We start from the raw sequence: 14,560 nt of genomic DNA, 5'->3' as shown, positions 1-14,560 counted from the left end.
GTAGAGCGTTGCGAGGGTTCGGCGGCTCAGCGGCAGGGCGCGAAGAAGGCGTTGGTCAGCGCCTCGCGACACTGAGTGCCGACGGACGATTCGGCCTGGATCTCGGCCTCCAGAGGCAGGGATTCGGCGGACATCTCCAGCAGCTCGCGCGCCAGTCGGCATGACTCGCCGGCGGCACAGGCCGCGTTCTCAGCCTCGCCTTCGCCACAGACGCGCCGGACCAGTTCGCGGCAGGTCTCGGACTCGCGTTCCGTCATGCCCGGTCGGCGCGGCGGCGCCTCGTTCCAGGTCTCCAGCATCGCTGGATTCGGTACCGCCACGCCGTCGCGCACGATGACGACCGAGCCGTCCTCCAGGCGATGCACACCATCCCAAAGTGGGGTGCGTCGGCCGTCCTCCAAGCGCCAGGCGCGATGCGTGGAAGCCTCGACCTCGACGCCGGAGCCGTCCGACAGCCGGGCGTTCCAGTCGTCGGCCTGGGTCGGCAGGCTCAGGCCTAACCAACACACGGATAAAATCCAGATGATCGGCATTGGCGACCTCACCCCTTGATGCAGACCAGTTGTTTGAGGGTATGCACGACTTCGACCAGATCAACCGCTGTGAACTGCTTTTCGGCGGCGGTGCGGCTCATGCGCCGCCCGGCGCCGTGGGCGCTGGAACAGAAGCTCTCGGGATTCCCCTTGCCGCGCACGATGTAGCTGCGTGCGCCCATGCTGCCCAGTACGATCCCCAGCTCGCCTTCACGCGCCCGGATCGCGCCCTTGCGCGTCACCCAGGCCGGCATGGATATCCGGCATGGCGGCGATATGACGATGGATGAACGGCAACCTGGAGAGGTTGACCAACTGCTCGTGCGAGAGCGCATCCAGTTCGTCGGTCCGGACCTTGATCGGCTTGTCGCCGTCGGTGATGACTTGCTTGATGGTCATGTCGGTTCTTGTGCTCGAAGCGACGGAAGTGGAACTTTACGGCTTCACGGCCTTGAGTAGCGGCGGCTCAGGCCGGCTCTGAGGATAAAGTATAACCCGCCGATTCACGACACCCTGTCGCGCTTCGCCTGTGCCCGTCACAATCCATACCATGCTCCAGATCACGCCCACAGTGTTCATCCCCGATGCCGAATTGTCCGAGCGCTTCATCCGCGCGCCCGGACCCGGCGGTCAGAACGTCAACAAGGTTGCGAGCGCCGTGCAACTGCGCTTCGATGCCGCCCGCTCATCGGCCCTGCCGCAACTCGGGCTAGTAGAAACGGCTGACTCAGAGCATTGTAACGGACCATTGGATGGTCTAGGATCACACCCAACTCAATCTGAGCACTACCCCTTCAGGAGCCTCTGATGCAGATTTCAGTGACCGAAGCCAAGGGACAACTGACAGAGCTGGTGCGTCGCGCCGAGGCTGGAGACGATGTGATCCTGACCCGCTACGGTCAGGCCACAGTGCGCCTGGTTCCGATCAAATCCACACCGGATGCCGGGAGCCGAAGAGCACTGATGGAGCGTCTGCGTGCGTCTGCGGCCCCGACAGAAGGGCCGAGCGCCGCGCATAGTCAGGACTTCCTCTACGGTGAGGATGGTTTGCCCGAATGATCGTTGTCGATACCTCGGCCCTGATGTCGATTCTGCTCAATGAGCCGGAAGCGGAAGCCTGTATGACGGCGCTCGAAACCGAGGATGAATTGCTGATTTGCGCCGGTACTGTTGCCGAGGCATTGATTGTGGCGGGACGTCGTCATGTCGGCAGGGCCATGGCTGAACTGATCGATGGGCTGGGTTTCGAAGTCGTCCCGGTCACGGCAAACGCTGCTCGGCGCGTCGCGCTTGCGTATGAGTGCTGGGGCAAGGGAAATCATCCTGCGTCTTTGAATTACGGCGACTGCTTTGCTTACGCGGTCGCCAAGCAGTATGAATGCCGCTTGCTGTTTGTTGGGCGAGATTTTTCTAGAACCGACATTGAAGGCGTTATTTGATTTCATGTCTGTCAGGACACCGCCCGCAATCGCGGCGCTGACTGCAACTCGGGCATGGGCGCCTGCTGGACCGGGCGCTCATAGGACACACGGACGCTCTCGGTGCCCAACAAGTGGCGCAACTGCTTGAGCAGGGCATCGGCGGGACGAACGCGCCAGGCACTCCCCAGCATCAGTTCACCGACCGCACCGGGACGACGGTAGATCAACCGGATCGGCAGACTGGACTCGCGCGCCGTATCGCGATGGGCGAGCAGCACCGCGCGCAGTTCCTCGACCCGCTCCAGTCCGCGCGCATGGGCGACCGGATCGGACAGATCCAGCGTCAGGAGCAGATGATCGGCGGCAGTCGCGCGTGCCTCTTCGAAGATCCGCACACTGTCGGCGCGCAATGACCAGGCGTCGCGGAACTCATCGAAGTTGAGCGCACCGGTGATGCTCAGGATCCGGTCGGCGACCAGCAGATGACGCACCTGTTCATAGAGCTCGGAGAAGACCGTGGCCTCGATGCGCCCGGTGCGGTCGTCGAGCACCACCGAGCCCATGCGTCCGCGCTGAGTCTTGCCATGCCGCACGCCGACCACCAACCCGACGACGGTGCGTTTTTCGCGGTCGCGTCGGTCGCGGCGTCCGAGTTCGCGGTCGGTCTCCAGCAAGCGGGCGATACGCGCCCCACCCATCGCCTTGAGTTCGTCCTCGTAGCGATCGATCGGATGTCCGGTGAGATAGAGTCCGAGCGTCTCCTTTTCGCCCTGGAGACGCTGTTCGTCCTCCCAGTCGGCGAGTGTCTCGCGGGCGAGTTGCGGGTCCGGTGTGGGCGGCCCGCTGGGTGCGAGCGCGCCGAACAGATCGACCTGACCGGCCGCGCGGGTGCTGTGATACTGCTCGGCGGCCTTGAGCGCCGGCGGCAGCTGGGCCATGAGCGTAGCGCGGTTGGGGCCGAGTTCGTCGAGCGCACCGGCGCGGATCAGCGACTCCAGCACACGGCGGTTGACCCGCTGCAGGTCGATACGTCCGCAGAAGTCCCAGAGATCGCGGAAAGGACCGCCGGCACGACGCGCCTCCAGCATGGCCTCGATCGCCGACTCACCCACGCCCTTGACCGCGCCCAGACCATAGACGACGGTCTTGTCGTCGGCGATGGTGAAGTGATAGTCGGAGCGATTGATCGCCGGCGGCTCGACCCTGAGCTTCATCGTCCGGCATTCGTCGATCAGGGTGACGACCTTGTCGGTGTTGTCCATGTCCGCCGAGAGCACGGCGGCCATGAAGGCGGCCGGATAGTGGGCCTTGAGCCAGAGGGTTTGGTAACTGACCAGGGCGTAGGCGGCACTGTGACTCCTATTAAATCCATAACCAGAAAAATATTCCATTAAATCAAATACATGCGAGGCGAGCTGACCATCAATTCCTCGTGCTAGCGCACCCTGCTCAAAGGTTTCGCGCTGCTTGGCCATCTCCTCGGGCTTCTTCTTGCCCATGCAATTGTGGGCAATAAAATCGTTGGCGATGAAGTTGTGATGCTTGGGAATAGTGAGATCGAAGACCTCCATATCACCTAGCGGGCGGATCGACTCGATTAAATCCCACAAGACATCCGACTCGACGCCAATCCTTGACTGAGGTTCATCGCTCTCCAGCGGCAACCGTGCCGCCAGTCCGATCGTCTCGCCCTCGACAAAGGCCCCCAGCGGCTTCCAGCCCACGAGCGTATAGAACAGATGCGTCGCCGTCGCCTGAATCCGGCGTCCGGTGCGGGTCGTGACCTCGAATACCTCCTGCACGCCATTGTGATAGACGGCGTCGATCGGCCGGCGCACGATCTTCTGGGTCTTCAGGTCGAGCGCGAACACCTCGCGTCCGATCCAAACCTCGGGCGCGGCGGCGATCTCGGTCAGCGTCACCCGCCGTCCGGTCGCGGCATCGACCACTTCGGTCGAGCCGGCCAGACAGCGACGCAGAATGTCCGCCCCACCGAGCGAATACCCCGCCAACACCTGCGCAATCTGCATCACCTGCTCCTGATACAGAATGATGCCGTAGGTGGGCTTGAGGATCGGCTCCAGATCCGGATGCGGATAGGCGACCTCGGCGCGTCCATGCTTGCGCTCGATGAAGTCGTCGACCATGCCCGATTGCAGCGGCCCTGGCCGGAACAGCGCCACCAGTGCCGTGATCTCGTCGAAGCAATCGGGCTGGAGCTTCTTGATCAGCTCCTTCATGCCGCGCGATTCGAGCTGGAACACCGCCGTCGTCTCGCAACGCTTGAGCAGATCGAACGCCTCCCGGTCGCGCGGATCGATGCGCTCGATGTCGAGCGGCGGCTCGCCCTTGGCCGCACGCCCGGCATTGATGGTCTTGAGCGCCCAGTCGATGATGGTCAGGGTACGCAGCCCCAGGAAGTCGAACTTGACCAGACCGACCTGCTCCACGTCGTCCTTGTCGAACTGCGTGACCAGATTCACCCCGCCCGGTTCGCAATAGAGCGGCGCGAAATCGGTCAGCACCGTCGGCGCGATCACCACGCCGCCAGCGTGCTTGCCCGCATTGCGGGTCAGCCCCTCCAGCTTGCGCGCCATGTCGAGGATGGCCCGCACCTCCTCGTCCTGGTCATAGGCGCGTTTGAGATCCTCGCTCTCCTTGAGCGCCTTATCGAGCGTCATCCCCAACTCGAAGGGCACCATCTTGGCGATCTTGTCGACGAAGCCGTACGGATGCCCCATGACGCGCCCGACATCGCGCACCACCGCCTTGGCCGCCATGGTGCCGAAGGTGATGATCTGCGACACCGCCTCGCGCCCGTATTTGCGCGCCACATAGTCGATGACCCGATCGCGCCCTTCCATGCAGAAGTCGATATCGAAGTCGGGCATGGACACGCGCTCGGGGTTCAGAAAACGCTCGAACAGCAGCTCATGCTGGATCGGGTCGAGATCCGTGATCTTGAGCGCATAGGCGACCAGCGAGCCGGCACCCGAGCCGCGCCCCGGCCCGACCGGGATGCCGTTGTCCTTGGCCCACTGGATGAAGTCGGCCACGATCAGGAAATAGCCGGGGAAGCCCATCTGGATGATGACCGCGAGTTCGGTTTCCAGCCGCTCCTCGTAGACCCGGCGCCGCTCGACATAATCCGGCGCGTCACGGTCGAGAATCCGCTCCAACCGCCATTCCAACCCCCGGCGCGACTGCTCGGCGAAGAAGCTGTCGGTGGTCATGCCCTCGGGCACCGGGAACACCGGCAGATAGTTCTTGCCGAGCTTGAGTTCCAGGTTGCAGCGCTTGGCGATCTCGACCGTGTTCTCCAGCGCCTCGGGCAGATCGGCGAAGAGTTCGGCCATCTCCGCCGGGGTGCGCAGATACTGCTCCTCGCTGTAGTCGCGCGGACGGCGCGGGTCGTCGAGCGTGCGGCCCTGATGGATGCAGACGCGCACCTCATGGGCCTCGAAGTCGCCGGCCGCCAGGAACCGCACGTCATTGGTCGCGACCACAGGCACGCCGCGCCGGATCGCCAGATCTACGCTCGCCTCGACCAGCTCGCCCTCCTGGGGACGTCCGGTGCGCATCAGCTCCAGGTAATAGCGATCCCCGAACACCGACAGCCAGACATCGAGCCGCTGACCCGCAATCTCAGGTCGGCCCTTGAGCAGCGCCTCGGCCACGTCGCCGCGCGGCCCGCCCGAGAGCGCGATCAACCCCTGATGCGCCTCCAGCACCCAATCACGCTCGACCTGCGCCACCCCCAGATGCTGGCCCTCGACGAAGCCGCGCGAGATCAGCCGCGTCAGATTGCGATAGCCCGGCTCGTCCTGAGCCAGCAGCACCAGACGATGCGGCTGATTGGCGTCCTCCGGATTCCGCACCCAGAGATCCGCCCCCGCGATCGGCTTGACCCCGGCGCCCACGGCCGCCTTGTAGAAGCGCACCAGCGAGAACAGGTTGCCCTGATCGGTGACGGCGACCGCCGGCATCCCGGCCGCCGCGACCGCCTTGACCAGCGGCTTGATGCGCACCAGGCCATCGACCAGCGAATACTCGGAATGCAGATGCAGATGTACGAAGGTTGGGTCCACGGGAGTCCTGTGCGGCGGCTGAGAAGGGGGGCGACCCCGAGCGGGGGACGCTAGTCTAACGGCCGGTCCGAGGTCTGTCCGAAACGGAAAAATCCATCAAAAATGGGTTCGGGATAGGCGCCCGGCAGTGGAACGGGAAAAGTCGCGAGAGATCCGCGACTTGGGTCGGATCGGCTCCGAGTGACGGCAGAGAGCATCGGTAGCCTGCACGATTTCGGCCTTTGAAACCCGCCCAAGCTCGGACTAGACTCACTGGACTTAGTTCGATCGGGGTGTGTCATGCAGACCGTCAATATCCACGAAGCCAAGACCCATCTCTCGCGCCTGGTCGATCAGGCCGCGCAGGGTGAACCCTTCGTCATCGCCAAGTCCGGCAAGCCGCTGGTCATGGTGGTGCCGCTCCCGACACCCGAGCCCAACCAGCGACGCCGGCTCGGCTTCATGGCCGGTCAGGTCGCGGTCCCCGAGGACTTCGACCGCATGGGCGAGTCCGAGATCGCACGCCTGTTCGGCACGGATGACGACGCATGAAGTGGCTGCTCGACACCCATCTGCTGCTGTGGGCGGCCGGCCGGCCCGAGCACCTGTCGGCCGAGGCCCGGACCCTGCTCGAAGCCCCTGAGAGCGAATTGCTGTTCAGTGCCGCGAATCTGTGGGAGATCACCATCAAGCGCGCGCTCGGACGCGACGACTTCCAGGTCGACGGGCGCGTACTGCGTCGTGGTCTGCTGGACAACGGCTATCTCGAACTGCCGATCACCAGCCGACACGCCCTGGCCGTCGAGCTGCTTCCGCCCATTCACAAAGATCCCTTCGACCGTCTGCTCCTGGCTCAGGCGAGTGTCGAGGGGATCGTTCTGCTGACGGCCGATCCGATCCTGGCGCGCTATCCCGGCCCGGTGCGCCTGATCTGAGACTTGCCGACACGCCAAGGAGGTCCGGACACAATAACGTCCAACCCAAGCCTCCAGACCCGTCTGGAAACCCTGCTCTGGGGACAGGATCCGCACCAACTGCCGCGCTGGCAGGCACTGGCCATCCGGCTCGGACGGCTCGTCCATGCCGTGGCGCGCGATCTGACGCAGGGGAACCTGACGCTCTATGCCATGAGCCTGGTCTACACCACGCTGCTCTCGCTGGTGCCGCTCCTGGCGGTCAGCTTCTCGGTGCTCAAGGGCTTCGGCGTGCACAACCAGATCGAGCCGCTGCCGGCCAACGCGCTCGAACCGCTCGGCGAATCGGGCGTGGAGATCACACAGCAGCTCATCGGCTTCGTCGACCGGATGCAGGTTGGGGTGCTCGGGGCGCTGGGCGTGGGGATGCCGTTCTATACCGTCGTCTCGCTGATCCAGAAGATCGAGCAATCGTTCAACCATGTCTGGCGCGTCGACGAGGTCCGCCCGTTCGCCCAGCGCTTCACCCGGTATCTGAGCGTGCTGACCATCGGGCCGGTGCTGTTCTTCTCGGCGGTCGGCGTCTCGGCCTCGCTCGGCGGCAATCCGCGGATGCGCTCGGTGATGGACTACGAGCCGGTGAGCTGGCTGATGGAGCTGGCGCGGCTGGTCGCGCCCTATCTGATGATCTCGGCCACCTTCGCTTTCATCTACCGCTTCGTGCCCAACACCCGGGTGCGGCTTGTCTCGGCGCTGATCGGCGGTCTGGGCGCGGGCCTGCTGTGGCAGTCGATCGGGGCGCTGTTCGCGCACTTCATGGCCGGATCGACCCAGTACACCGCCATCTATTCGGGTCTGGCGATCCTGATCCTGCTGATGATCTGGATCTATCTCGGCTGGCTGATCCTGCTCGTCGGCAGCAGCATCGCCTTCTACAAGCAGCATCCCGAGCTGCTCGATTCACCCGAACTGGCGGCGGATTGACTCAGGCCAGATTGCCGATCAGAAAGAGCGCGGCGAAGATGGCGCACAGCGGCCCGGCCAGCCACAGCGAGACCTGACTGAGCCGGCGCCCGACGACGAAGCGCAGACCGACGATGCCCAGGATCAGCCCCAGGATGCCGGCCGCCATGCCGGAGAAGAACAGCGTCTGGACACACTCGGTCCGGCAGGTCCGTCCATCATAGGGGCCGGAGAGCATGGCCGCCGCGCTCAGGGCGGTCAGCACCCAGCCGGCCAGGGTCAGCAGGATCGCGGGCAGTGAAGCGACATTCATCCTCTTTTCTCCTCTCTATCGTCGACCTTGTTCGCGGTCGTTTGTAGTTGTGATTGCGACTGGGATTGCGCGTGAGACTGGGGTTCCGACTCAGGCACCGGCGGGAACCAGGTGCGGGCGATCTCGCCATGCAGCTCGCCGATGCCGATCTGGAACTCGTCGAGGGCGGCACGAAGGTGCGCATATAGACGCAGTCGTCATCATCGACGAACAGATCGCGCCCCTCGACCAGCTCGCAGCCCATCTGCTGGGCCGGATAGGCGTGCTCGAAATAGGCCGAGTTGTAGATCCCCGGCGTCAGGACCACGACCTCGGGATAGTCGGCCGGACGCGACGAGAGCGCGGCCAGGGTGTCGAACAGTTGCGAGGGATAGTCGTCGACCGGCAGCGGCGCGTAATGCTCGAACAGCTCGGGGAAGACGCGCTTGGCCACCAGCCGGTTTTCGAGCATGTAGGACACGCCCGAGGGCACGCGCAGATTGTCTTCCAGCACATAGAGGGTGCCGTCGCCGTCGCGCACCAGATCCGAGCCGCAGATGTGCGCCCAGACCCCGAGCGGCGGCTTCACACCGATGCACTGCGGACGGAAGTTGACCGACTTGGCCGGCACGTCCGCCGGAAAGACGCCGTCGGCGATGATGCGCTGATCGTGGTAGAGATCGTCGATGAACAGATTGAGCGCCTGGACCCGCTGACGCAGCCCCCGCCTCGACCCGCATCCACTCCGACTGGGGGATGATGCGCGGGATGATGTCGAACGGCCAGGTGCGGTCGATCGCCCGGCCCTCCTCCGAATAGACGGTGAAGGTGATGCCCATCTCCTTGATGGCGACGTCCGCCGCTTCCCGACGCGCGACCAGCTCGTCATAAAAACCTTCACATGAATAGTCGTTCCAGTCGATGCTCATCGAGCATACACTCCATAGGACTCCCAGGGCCGCCGCACCCGGCCGGTCAGGAAAGATTTCTCGGGATCGACCAGGGCGCGCCCCTTGATGGCGGTTCGCCCCAGGAGCATCCGAAACAGCATGGTCTCGCGATTGGTCAGGGTCAGCTCGATCGGCCACGCCTGGCCGGCCAGGGCGAGCCGAGTCTCGATGACATAGCGCTCCTCGCGATGTCCGCCCGAATCCGAGACCTGCCGCCGGTCGATCACCGGCGCTTCAACATGCACGACGAGATCGGCGCATTGCTGGACCGGATGCACGCCGAAGCGCGCGTACAGTCGTCCGCCACGCCGGAAGGTATCGACATAGAAGGCATGCAGGGTCGAGGTACGTGCGCCCGTGTCGACCTTGGCCTTGATCGCGGGCAGACCCAGCTCGGGCAGAGCGAGCCACTCGCGCCAGCCCAGGATCGACGTCGATGAAGCGGGTCCGGAATCGCTCATGTGTCTCGCCCCGGATGATCGCGACTCAAACCGATCCCGAGCCGAGCAGATAGTAGACCGCGCCCGCCGCGCCTACGCCAAGCACGATCGCCAGCACGATGAGCGCATAGACCGGCCCCAGCGACGGGAGCCGCTGCTCCAGCGACTGGATGGACTGCTGCGCGGTCGCCAGCGCCGCGTCCACGGCCTCCTTGGACTCGCGCCGCGCCATGGCCACGGCTTTGCGCGCGATCTCGTCGGCGTCGGCGCGCTCCTGATCCTCACTCGCAGCGGACTGAGTCAGTGCCTCGCCGACACGCCTGTCGACCCATTCCTGGAGATGGGTACGCTCGGTCTGAAGGGCGCGCTTGATGAGATCGGGCAGGGTCTCGGTGGCCAGGCGCGTCGAGATGGCCTGGAGATCGGCCATGGTCGGCTGGGGCGACGCCGCTTGTCTGGTCGATTGCTCGGCGGTGTGACGCTCCTCGATCAGGCGCTTGGTTTCGCTGAGAATCACCTCGCTCAGATCGCGTCTGAGTTCGTCCACCATTGGCGAGAGCAAGCGCGGCAGACGCTCTTCCAGACGCGATTCGAACAGCTTGATGACGGCGTCTTCCGACAGACCGGGCGGGGCGGCGGGTGGTGCCACTGGAGGAGGAGCAGCGGTTTTTTCGGCGGACGGCGCGGGTGCAGGAGTCGGCCTGGGTGTAGTGACGGCGGCGCCGAGTTCGGCTTGCAGGCGGGCCATCATCTGGGGCAGCAACTCGGGCGCGGCCGACTTGGGCAGGATGCCGAAGACGCCCTTCTTCTGCGCCGTGGCGACGAACTCGGGCTCCTCGTGCGAGGTGCAAATGATGATCGGAATCGCCGCCGTACGCGGATCCTCGCGGATGACCTCCAGGGCCTCGAAGCCGTTGAGTCCCGGCATCATGTGGTCCATGAGGATGGCATCCGGCAGCTCGCCCTTGAGCTTCTCGAAGGCCGCCTCGGCCGACTCGGCCATCTCGACCTCGGCGCCCTGTTTCTGGAGTTGGAGCCTGAGCGCGTAACGCGCCGATTTGGAGTCGTCGACCAGGAGTATCTTCATCGGGCCATCACTTCCCATGATCATGATGAACGGTTGACGCGAGATCAGTCCCTCGAAATGGACTGATCACAGCTTCGTCGCTGAGTCAAACCCTGCCTAGCGCGTAATTTGGATGTCTACCATGACCGATAACAGCCTCGACTTCCAGTGTCTCGATTCATCCGAGCAGGTCGCAGCGGCAGCGACCGAGCGTCTACTCGACTCGGCCGCGCGCGCCATTGCCGAGCATGGACGCTTTCAGCTCGTCCTTGCCGGGGGGCGCACCCCGCTGGCGGTCTACCGTCGACTCGCCGATCAGCCGGCGGACTGGGCGCGCTGGCACCTCTTCTTCGGCGACGAGCGCTGTCTGCCGGCGGACGATCCGGAGCGCAACAGTCTGACCGTGCGTGAGGTCTGGCTCGACCGGGTGCCGATCCCGCCGGACAACATCCACCCGATCCGCGCCGAGCTGGGGGCCGAGCCGGCCGCCGCGCACTATGCCGAGTCGATCCGCGATCGGCTTCCCTTCGATCTGGTCCTGCTGGGACTCGGCGAGGATGGGCATACCGCCAGCCTCTTTCCAGGTCATCCGATCCAGGACGAAGCTCTGGTGATCCCCGTTCGGGACGCGCCAAAACCACCGCCCGAGCGTGTATCCCTGACGCCCCTGGCACTGGGATCGAGTCGGGCCATTTTGATCCTGGTCACGGGTCGAGGCAAGCGCGAGGCGCTGGCGCGCTGGCGGGCCGGGGCGGATCTTCCGGTCTCCAGGATCGTCACGTCCGGTCGTCTGGAGGTCTTGATGGATGCCGAGGCGGCGGGCGGTTGCTGCCATGCGGTCAAGGCATATCCGAACGTTCAAGCGTGTGCGGTTTGGCCCGGTTCGGACTCCAACACGGCACACCAAGCCGGATGCGCGGCGATCAGGTCGAGCGCCTGGGCCAATAGCGTGCGCCCCGGCTCCATCTTGAACCAGGTCGAGGCGCCGGACGGATGCGGCAGCGGGATGACGTCGGCCTCCCAACCATCGGGTGAGCGATAGGTCCACTGGTGGCCGATGACGTCGTTCAGGCGCGGCACCGGCATGAGCTGGGCAATGGCGAGCTTGCCGACCGGCAGCAGCAGACGCGGGCGCAACAGTTCCAGCTCGCCGCGCCACCAGCGTTCGCAGCGCTCGACCTCGTCACGATCCGGCACCCGGTCGCCGCCCTTGGGATTCTTGCCCGGAAAGCAGCGACAGACCGCGCTCATCAGGATGCGGGCGCGAAAGGCGGTCTCTTCGAGTCCGAGCGGGGCGAACCAGTTGAACAGCGTCTTGCCGGCGGTCCAGCAGAAGGGCTTGAGCTGCTCGATCTCGCGCGTACCGGGTGCCTGGCCGATCAGCATCACGGGCGAGAGCACGGATTCGCTGTGGACCGCCGGTCCGTACATCTTGGGGCAGCGGCGGCAGGTCTCCAATTCGGCGTGCAGGGCGAGCAGCGCGGCTTGGCGCGTGTCGCGTTCAATCGTCGTGTTCGGCAATCCGGTGGTCATCGTAATGCTTGGGCGTCTCGCGTGAGATTCGTTCAGGTTGCTCCCGCGTCTGGAGTACGGGCGTTTGGGCCGTTATTTTGGGCGCTGCCCGACGAAATCGCTATCGCGTTCCGCCGGTGGACCGACCGGGGTGCTGGAGTCGGTGGGCCGGTTGCGCGAATATACCCACGTTTCGATCCATTGCCGGAGGCATCCCATGGAAGCACTGAAACTCAACACGATCGACGATCTGCTCCTGTGCCCGGAAGAGCGGGTGGAATTGATCGGCGGAGACATCGTGCGTCGGCCAATGGCGCGGTTTGCCCACGGTCGTGCACAGAACCGCACGGCGCTCGCGCTCGGGCCTTTCGACGAAGGCGATGGAACCGGCGGCGGCTGGTGGTTCGCTACCGAGGTCAGCGTCGCCTACGAGGTCCACGAGTGCCCATCGCATGATCTGGCCGGCTGGCGTCGGGAGCGTCTGCCCCGGCTACCCGGCGGCGTCATCGATCTGCCGCCGGATTGGGTCTGCGAGATCGTCTCGCCCGGACATGAGAAGAAAGACACTCTGGTTCTGCCGCTGCTGCTCAAGCGGCATCGCGTGCCCGATTACTGGCTGATCTGGCCCGAGGAGCGACGGTTGACCGCCTACCGGCTGATCGACGGCGACTGGCTTGAGATCGCAACGCTCGAAGGCAGCGGACGCGCCCGCATCCCGCCCTTCGAGGCCATCGAACTGGATCTGGATGCCCTGCTCGGCACGAGCTGAGTGGTGCGGGAGGGGCGGCGAAACAGGCCCCGGTGTTCCCATTGGTCACTGAGGACAGCACGCATGTTGGCGTGCCGCGGGGAAACCGGTCGTGGTGCTGGCGGTGGTGTTCCAGCATTCGCCGCTGGTGCTGGTGGCGCGTCAGGATCTCGCCACACCGGGCACCCAGGGCATCCATGACCTGGTGGGCAAGCGGGTGATGATCGAACCGCGTCTGGATGATGATCGGGTATTGGCCGGCGATCACGCGGAACGCCTCGCGAATTCGTCGCGGATCTTCTTCTCGAAGCGGGTGGCATGATAGCGCGTCCAGAGTGCGCGCCCGGCGTCCATGACGGCCTTGGCGTCCTTGGACAGCTTGAGTCGGCGCAGATAGCCGACCATGAAATCGGACTCGAACCGCCCGGACGCGCCGACTTCGTCCTCGCTGAAGGGGATGAAGTGGTTGACCAGCGACCAGGTCCGCCCGTTCCACTCCAGTCCGTCGGCGCCGGCTGACAGGTTGGAGCCGTTGAACAGCATCCAGATCAGGCAATCGGACTTGAAGGCGGGCGTGAGCTTGACGCTGGGTTGCAGGAACTGGTCGCGATCATTGAGCCAGGTCGGTTTGATGAGCCGACGCACGGCGAAGATGATGGCCGCTTTTTCCAGGTTGTCCGGGGTGACGAAAAAGGCTCCGGCGTTCCCGTAGCCGGAGGACAGCAAAGCCGTTCCGGTCGCGGCATGTTGCAAGTCGTTGCCGAAGCAGATCATGCTCCCGATCGCCCCATCGGCCCATTTGTCGCCGCGCACATCCTTGGTGCTGGTAGTGGGCGTGAGGGCGTTTTTCAGCGGCAAGGCGTCTTGCTGATTGGAACGTGGGCGCACGATCCACTTCGAAAGCGGCGCCCGATCCGGTTCGGGAACAAAGCACTTCTCGCCGATTGCCGTGCCATCCTTGTCGAGGACCGTGGTCCGGATCTCCTGAAGCGGCATCGCTTTCGCGGTATCCCAGACCAGAAAGCCGATCGGAAAATCGCCCTTGAGACCATCGAAGGCGCGGCTGTGCACCACGAAGCCGCCGAGATAGCGGGCCTGCCACTGGGCGCGGAAGGGTGCGAAATTGGGCGCATTGACGTACTTGAGCGTACTGAACATGGCGATCGTCGCGCCCGGCAGCTCGCGCTGGATGCGCATTGCGGTGGTTGGAGTGCTTGACCTCCAGATTGCCCACGCCGCAACACATATCCCAAACGAGGTAGTTCTTCTGCCAGTGGCGGCCTAGGACCGCGCCGAGCAATTCATACGCTTTGTCGACGATATGCAGCGGCGTGTAGAACGCGCCCTTGAAACTGCGCTCGTCGAGCGGCAGCAGACTGTCGCGCCGCTCCAGCAGATAGGCGCGGTGCTCCTCCTCGGGCGGACGGTGATAGATGGCCCAGATTGGGCGAACATCAGCACCGGCGGCGTGGGCGCATCCTTGGACTCGAACCAGATTTCCTCGGTCCGAATGTCGATCAGGCCCTTGGTGTATTTCTTGAGACCGAGCGCCTTGATATAGGCGTCCTTGACGTCCTCTTCCGATTTGGCCCCGGCCAGTTCTGCGATCAGACTCATTCCGCCTACACCTCGGTTTTTAGCGTTCCCTATCGGC

Annotated in this window: 16 protein-coding genes and 4 pseudogenes; 9 read left to right on the top strand and 11 right to left on the bottom strand. The window is 64.5% G+C overall.

What is annotated here, in order from left to right:
* Positions 1-26: 26 nt before the first annotated feature.
* The 3 genes from Atep_RS05950 to Atep_RS05940 are packed head-to-tail and all read right to left on the bottom strand — an operon-like array spanning position 27 to position 932.
* Positions 27-509, bottom strand: a complete 483-nt coding sequence (locus Atep_RS05950) for a hypothetical protein (RefSeq protein WP_213380797.1) — start codon at positions 507-509, stop codon at positions 27-29.
* Positions 510-541: 32 nt separating this feature from the next.
* On the bottom strand, positions 542-787 hold the full coding sequence (locus Atep_RS05945) for an RtcB family protein (RefSeq protein WP_272876310.1): 246 nt from the start codon (positions 785-787) through the stop codon (positions 542-544).
* Positions 744-932 carry an RtcB family protein gene (locus Atep_RS05940; RefSeq protein ID WP_213380795.1) on the bottom strand — a complete coding sequence of 63 codons (189 nt, stop codon included), beginning with the start codon at positions 930-932 and terminating at the stop codon, positions 744-746. The genes Atep_RS05945 and Atep_RS05940 overlap by 44 nt, the downstream gene beginning before the upstream one ends.
* A gap of 151 nt (positions 933-1,083) precedes the next feature.
* Here Atep_RS05940 and Atep_RS05935 point away from each other — a divergent pair.
* The 3 genes and pseudogenes from Atep_RS05935 to Atep_RS05925 form a co-directional block, all read left to right on the top strand.
* Positions 1,084-1,236, top strand: a pseudogene (locus tag Atep_RS05935) (peptide chain release factor-like protein); the annotation flags it as partial.
* A 104-nt stretch (positions 1,237-1,340) separates the two neighbouring features.
* Positions 1,341-1,592 (top strand): type II toxin-antitoxin system Phd/YefM family antitoxin, encoded by a 252-nt coding sequence (locus Atep_RS05930; RefSeq protein ID WP_213380789.1) that lies wholly within the window; start codon positions 1,341-1,343, stop codon positions 1,590-1,592.
* Positions 1,589-1,972, top strand: a complete 384-nt coding sequence (locus Atep_RS05925) for a type II toxin-antitoxin system VapC family toxin (RefSeq protein ID WP_213380787.1) — start codon at positions 1,589-1,591, stop codon at positions 1,970-1,972. Before Atep_RS05930 ends, Atep_RS05925 begins: the two co-directional genes overlap by 4 nt.
* Positions 1,973-1,983: 11 nt before the next feature.
* Here Atep_RS05925 and dnaE read toward each other — a convergent pair whose 3' ends face one another.
* Positions 1,984-6,042, bottom strand: coding sequence for a DNA polymerase III subunit alpha (dnaE, locus tag Atep_RS05920; protein ID WP_213380785.1), 4,059 nt, complete (start codon positions 6,040-6,042; stop codon positions 1,984-1,986).
* Between the two features lie 279 nt (positions 6,043-6,321).
* Between dnaE and Atep_RS05915 the strand changes: the two genes are divergently transcribed.
* The 3 genes from Atep_RS05915 to Atep_RS05905 are packed head-to-tail and all read left to right on the top strand — an operon-like array spanning position 6,322 to position 7,919.
* Positions 6,322-6,573 carry a type II toxin-antitoxin system Phd/YefM family antitoxin gene (locus tag Atep_RS05915; RefSeq protein WP_213380784.1) on the top strand — a complete coding sequence of 84 codons (252 nt, stop codon included), beginning with the start codon at positions 6,322-6,324 and terminating at the stop codon, positions 6,571-6,573.
* Positions 6,570-6,956 carry a type II toxin-antitoxin system VapC family toxin gene (locus Atep_RS05910; RefSeq protein ID WP_213380779.1) on the top strand — a complete coding sequence of 129 codons (387 nt, stop codon included), beginning with the start codon at positions 6,570-6,572 and terminating at the stop codon, positions 6,954-6,956. Before Atep_RS05915 ends, Atep_RS05910 begins: the two co-directional genes overlap by 4 nt.
* A 3-nt stretch (positions 6,957-6,959) precedes the next feature.
* On the top strand, positions 6,960-7,919 hold the full coding sequence (locus Atep_RS05905; RefSeq protein WP_236786556.1) for a YihY/virulence factor BrkB family protein: 960 nt from the start codon (positions 6,960-6,962) through the stop codon (positions 7,917-7,919).
* A gap of 1 nt (position 7,920) precedes the next feature.
* Here the strand turns inward: Atep_RS05905 and Atep_RS05900 are convergent, their stop codons facing one another.
* The 4 genes and pseudogenes from Atep_RS05900 to Atep_RS05885 all read right to left on the bottom strand — a co-directional run bounded on the left by Atep_RS05900 (position 7,921) and on the right by Atep_RS05885 (position 10,667).
* Positions 7,921-8,211 (bottom strand): hypothetical protein, encoded by a 291-nt coding sequence (locus tag Atep_RS05900; protein WP_213380778.1) that lies wholly within the window; start codon positions 8,209-8,211, stop codon positions 7,921-7,923.
* A 175-nt stretch (positions 8,212-8,386) separates the two neighbouring features.
* Positions 8,387-9,119 (bottom strand): annotated as a pseudogene (locus Atep_RS05895) (circularly permuted type 2 ATP-grasp protein); the annotation flags it as partial.
* On the bottom strand, positions 9,116-9,601 hold the full coding sequence (locus tag Atep_RS05890; protein WP_213380777.1) for an ATP-dependent zinc protease family protein: 486 nt from the start codon (positions 9,599-9,601) through the stop codon (positions 9,116-9,118). The pseudogene Atep_RS05895 and the gene Atep_RS05890, both read right to left, overlap by 4 nt.
* 25 nt (positions 9,602-9,626) lie before the next feature.
* Positions 9,627-10,667 carry a response regulator gene (locus tag Atep_RS05885; protein WP_213380775.1) on the bottom strand — a complete coding sequence of 347 codons (1,041 nt, stop codon included), beginning with the start codon at positions 10,665-10,667 and terminating at the stop codon, positions 9,627-9,629.
* 112 nt (positions 10,668-10,779) lie between these two features.
* Here Atep_RS05885 and pgl point away from each other — a divergent pair.
* Positions 10,780-11,454: pseudogene (gene pgl / locus Atep_RS05880) on the top strand (6-phosphogluconolactonase); the annotation flags it as partial.
* 50 nt (positions 11,455-11,504) lie between these two features.
* On the opposite strand, the gene Atep_RS05875 reads toward pgl, so the two are convergent.
* Positions 11,505-12,179 carry a uracil-DNA glycosylase family protein gene (locus Atep_RS05875; RefSeq protein WP_213380773.1) on the bottom strand — a complete coding sequence of 225 codons (675 nt, stop codon included), beginning with the start codon at positions 12,177-12,179 and terminating at the stop codon, positions 11,505-11,507.
* A 196-nt stretch (positions 12,180-12,375) separates the two neighbouring features.
* Here Atep_RS05875 and Atep_RS05870 point away from each other — a divergent pair, with 196 nt between their 5' ends.
* Positions 12,376-12,927 carry a Uma2 family endonuclease gene (locus Atep_RS05870; protein ID WP_213380772.1) on the top strand — a complete coding sequence of 184 codons (552 nt, stop codon included), beginning with the start codon at positions 12,376-12,378 and terminating at the stop codon, positions 12,925-12,927.
* 82 nt (positions 12,928-13,009) lie between these two features.
* Positions 13,010-13,228 (top strand): annotated as a pseudogene (locus tag Atep_RS05865) (hypothetical protein); the annotation flags it as partial.
* On the opposite strand, the gene Atep_RS05860 reads toward Atep_RS05865, so the two are convergent.
* Together Atep_RS05860 and Atep_RS05855 are read right to left on the bottom strand one after the other, a co-directional pair.
* The gene (locus Atep_RS05860) at positions 13,171-14,103 is read right to left on the bottom strand and encodes a hypothetical protein (RefSeq protein ID WP_213380768.1); all 933 of its coding nucleotides are present in this window, start codon (positions 14,101-14,103) and stop codon (positions 13,171-13,173) included. The pseudogene Atep_RS05865 and the gene Atep_RS05860 sit on opposite strands and share 58 nt — an antisense overlap.
* Positions 14,104-14,187: 84 nt before the next feature.
* Positions 14,188-14,523, bottom strand: coding sequence for a hypothetical protein (locus tag Atep_RS05855; protein WP_213380767.1), 336 nt, complete (start codon positions 14,521-14,523; stop codon positions 14,188-14,190).
* Positions 14,524-14,560 lie beyond the last annotated feature (37 nt).

This window comes from Allochromatium tepidum, from assembly GCF_018409545.1.
Taxonomy (GTDB): Bacteria; Pseudomonadota; Gammaproteobacteria; order Chromatiales; family Chromatiaceae; genus Thermochromatium; species Thermochromatium tepidum_A.
This window is presented reverse-complemented; position numbering and strand designations above follow the sequence as displayed.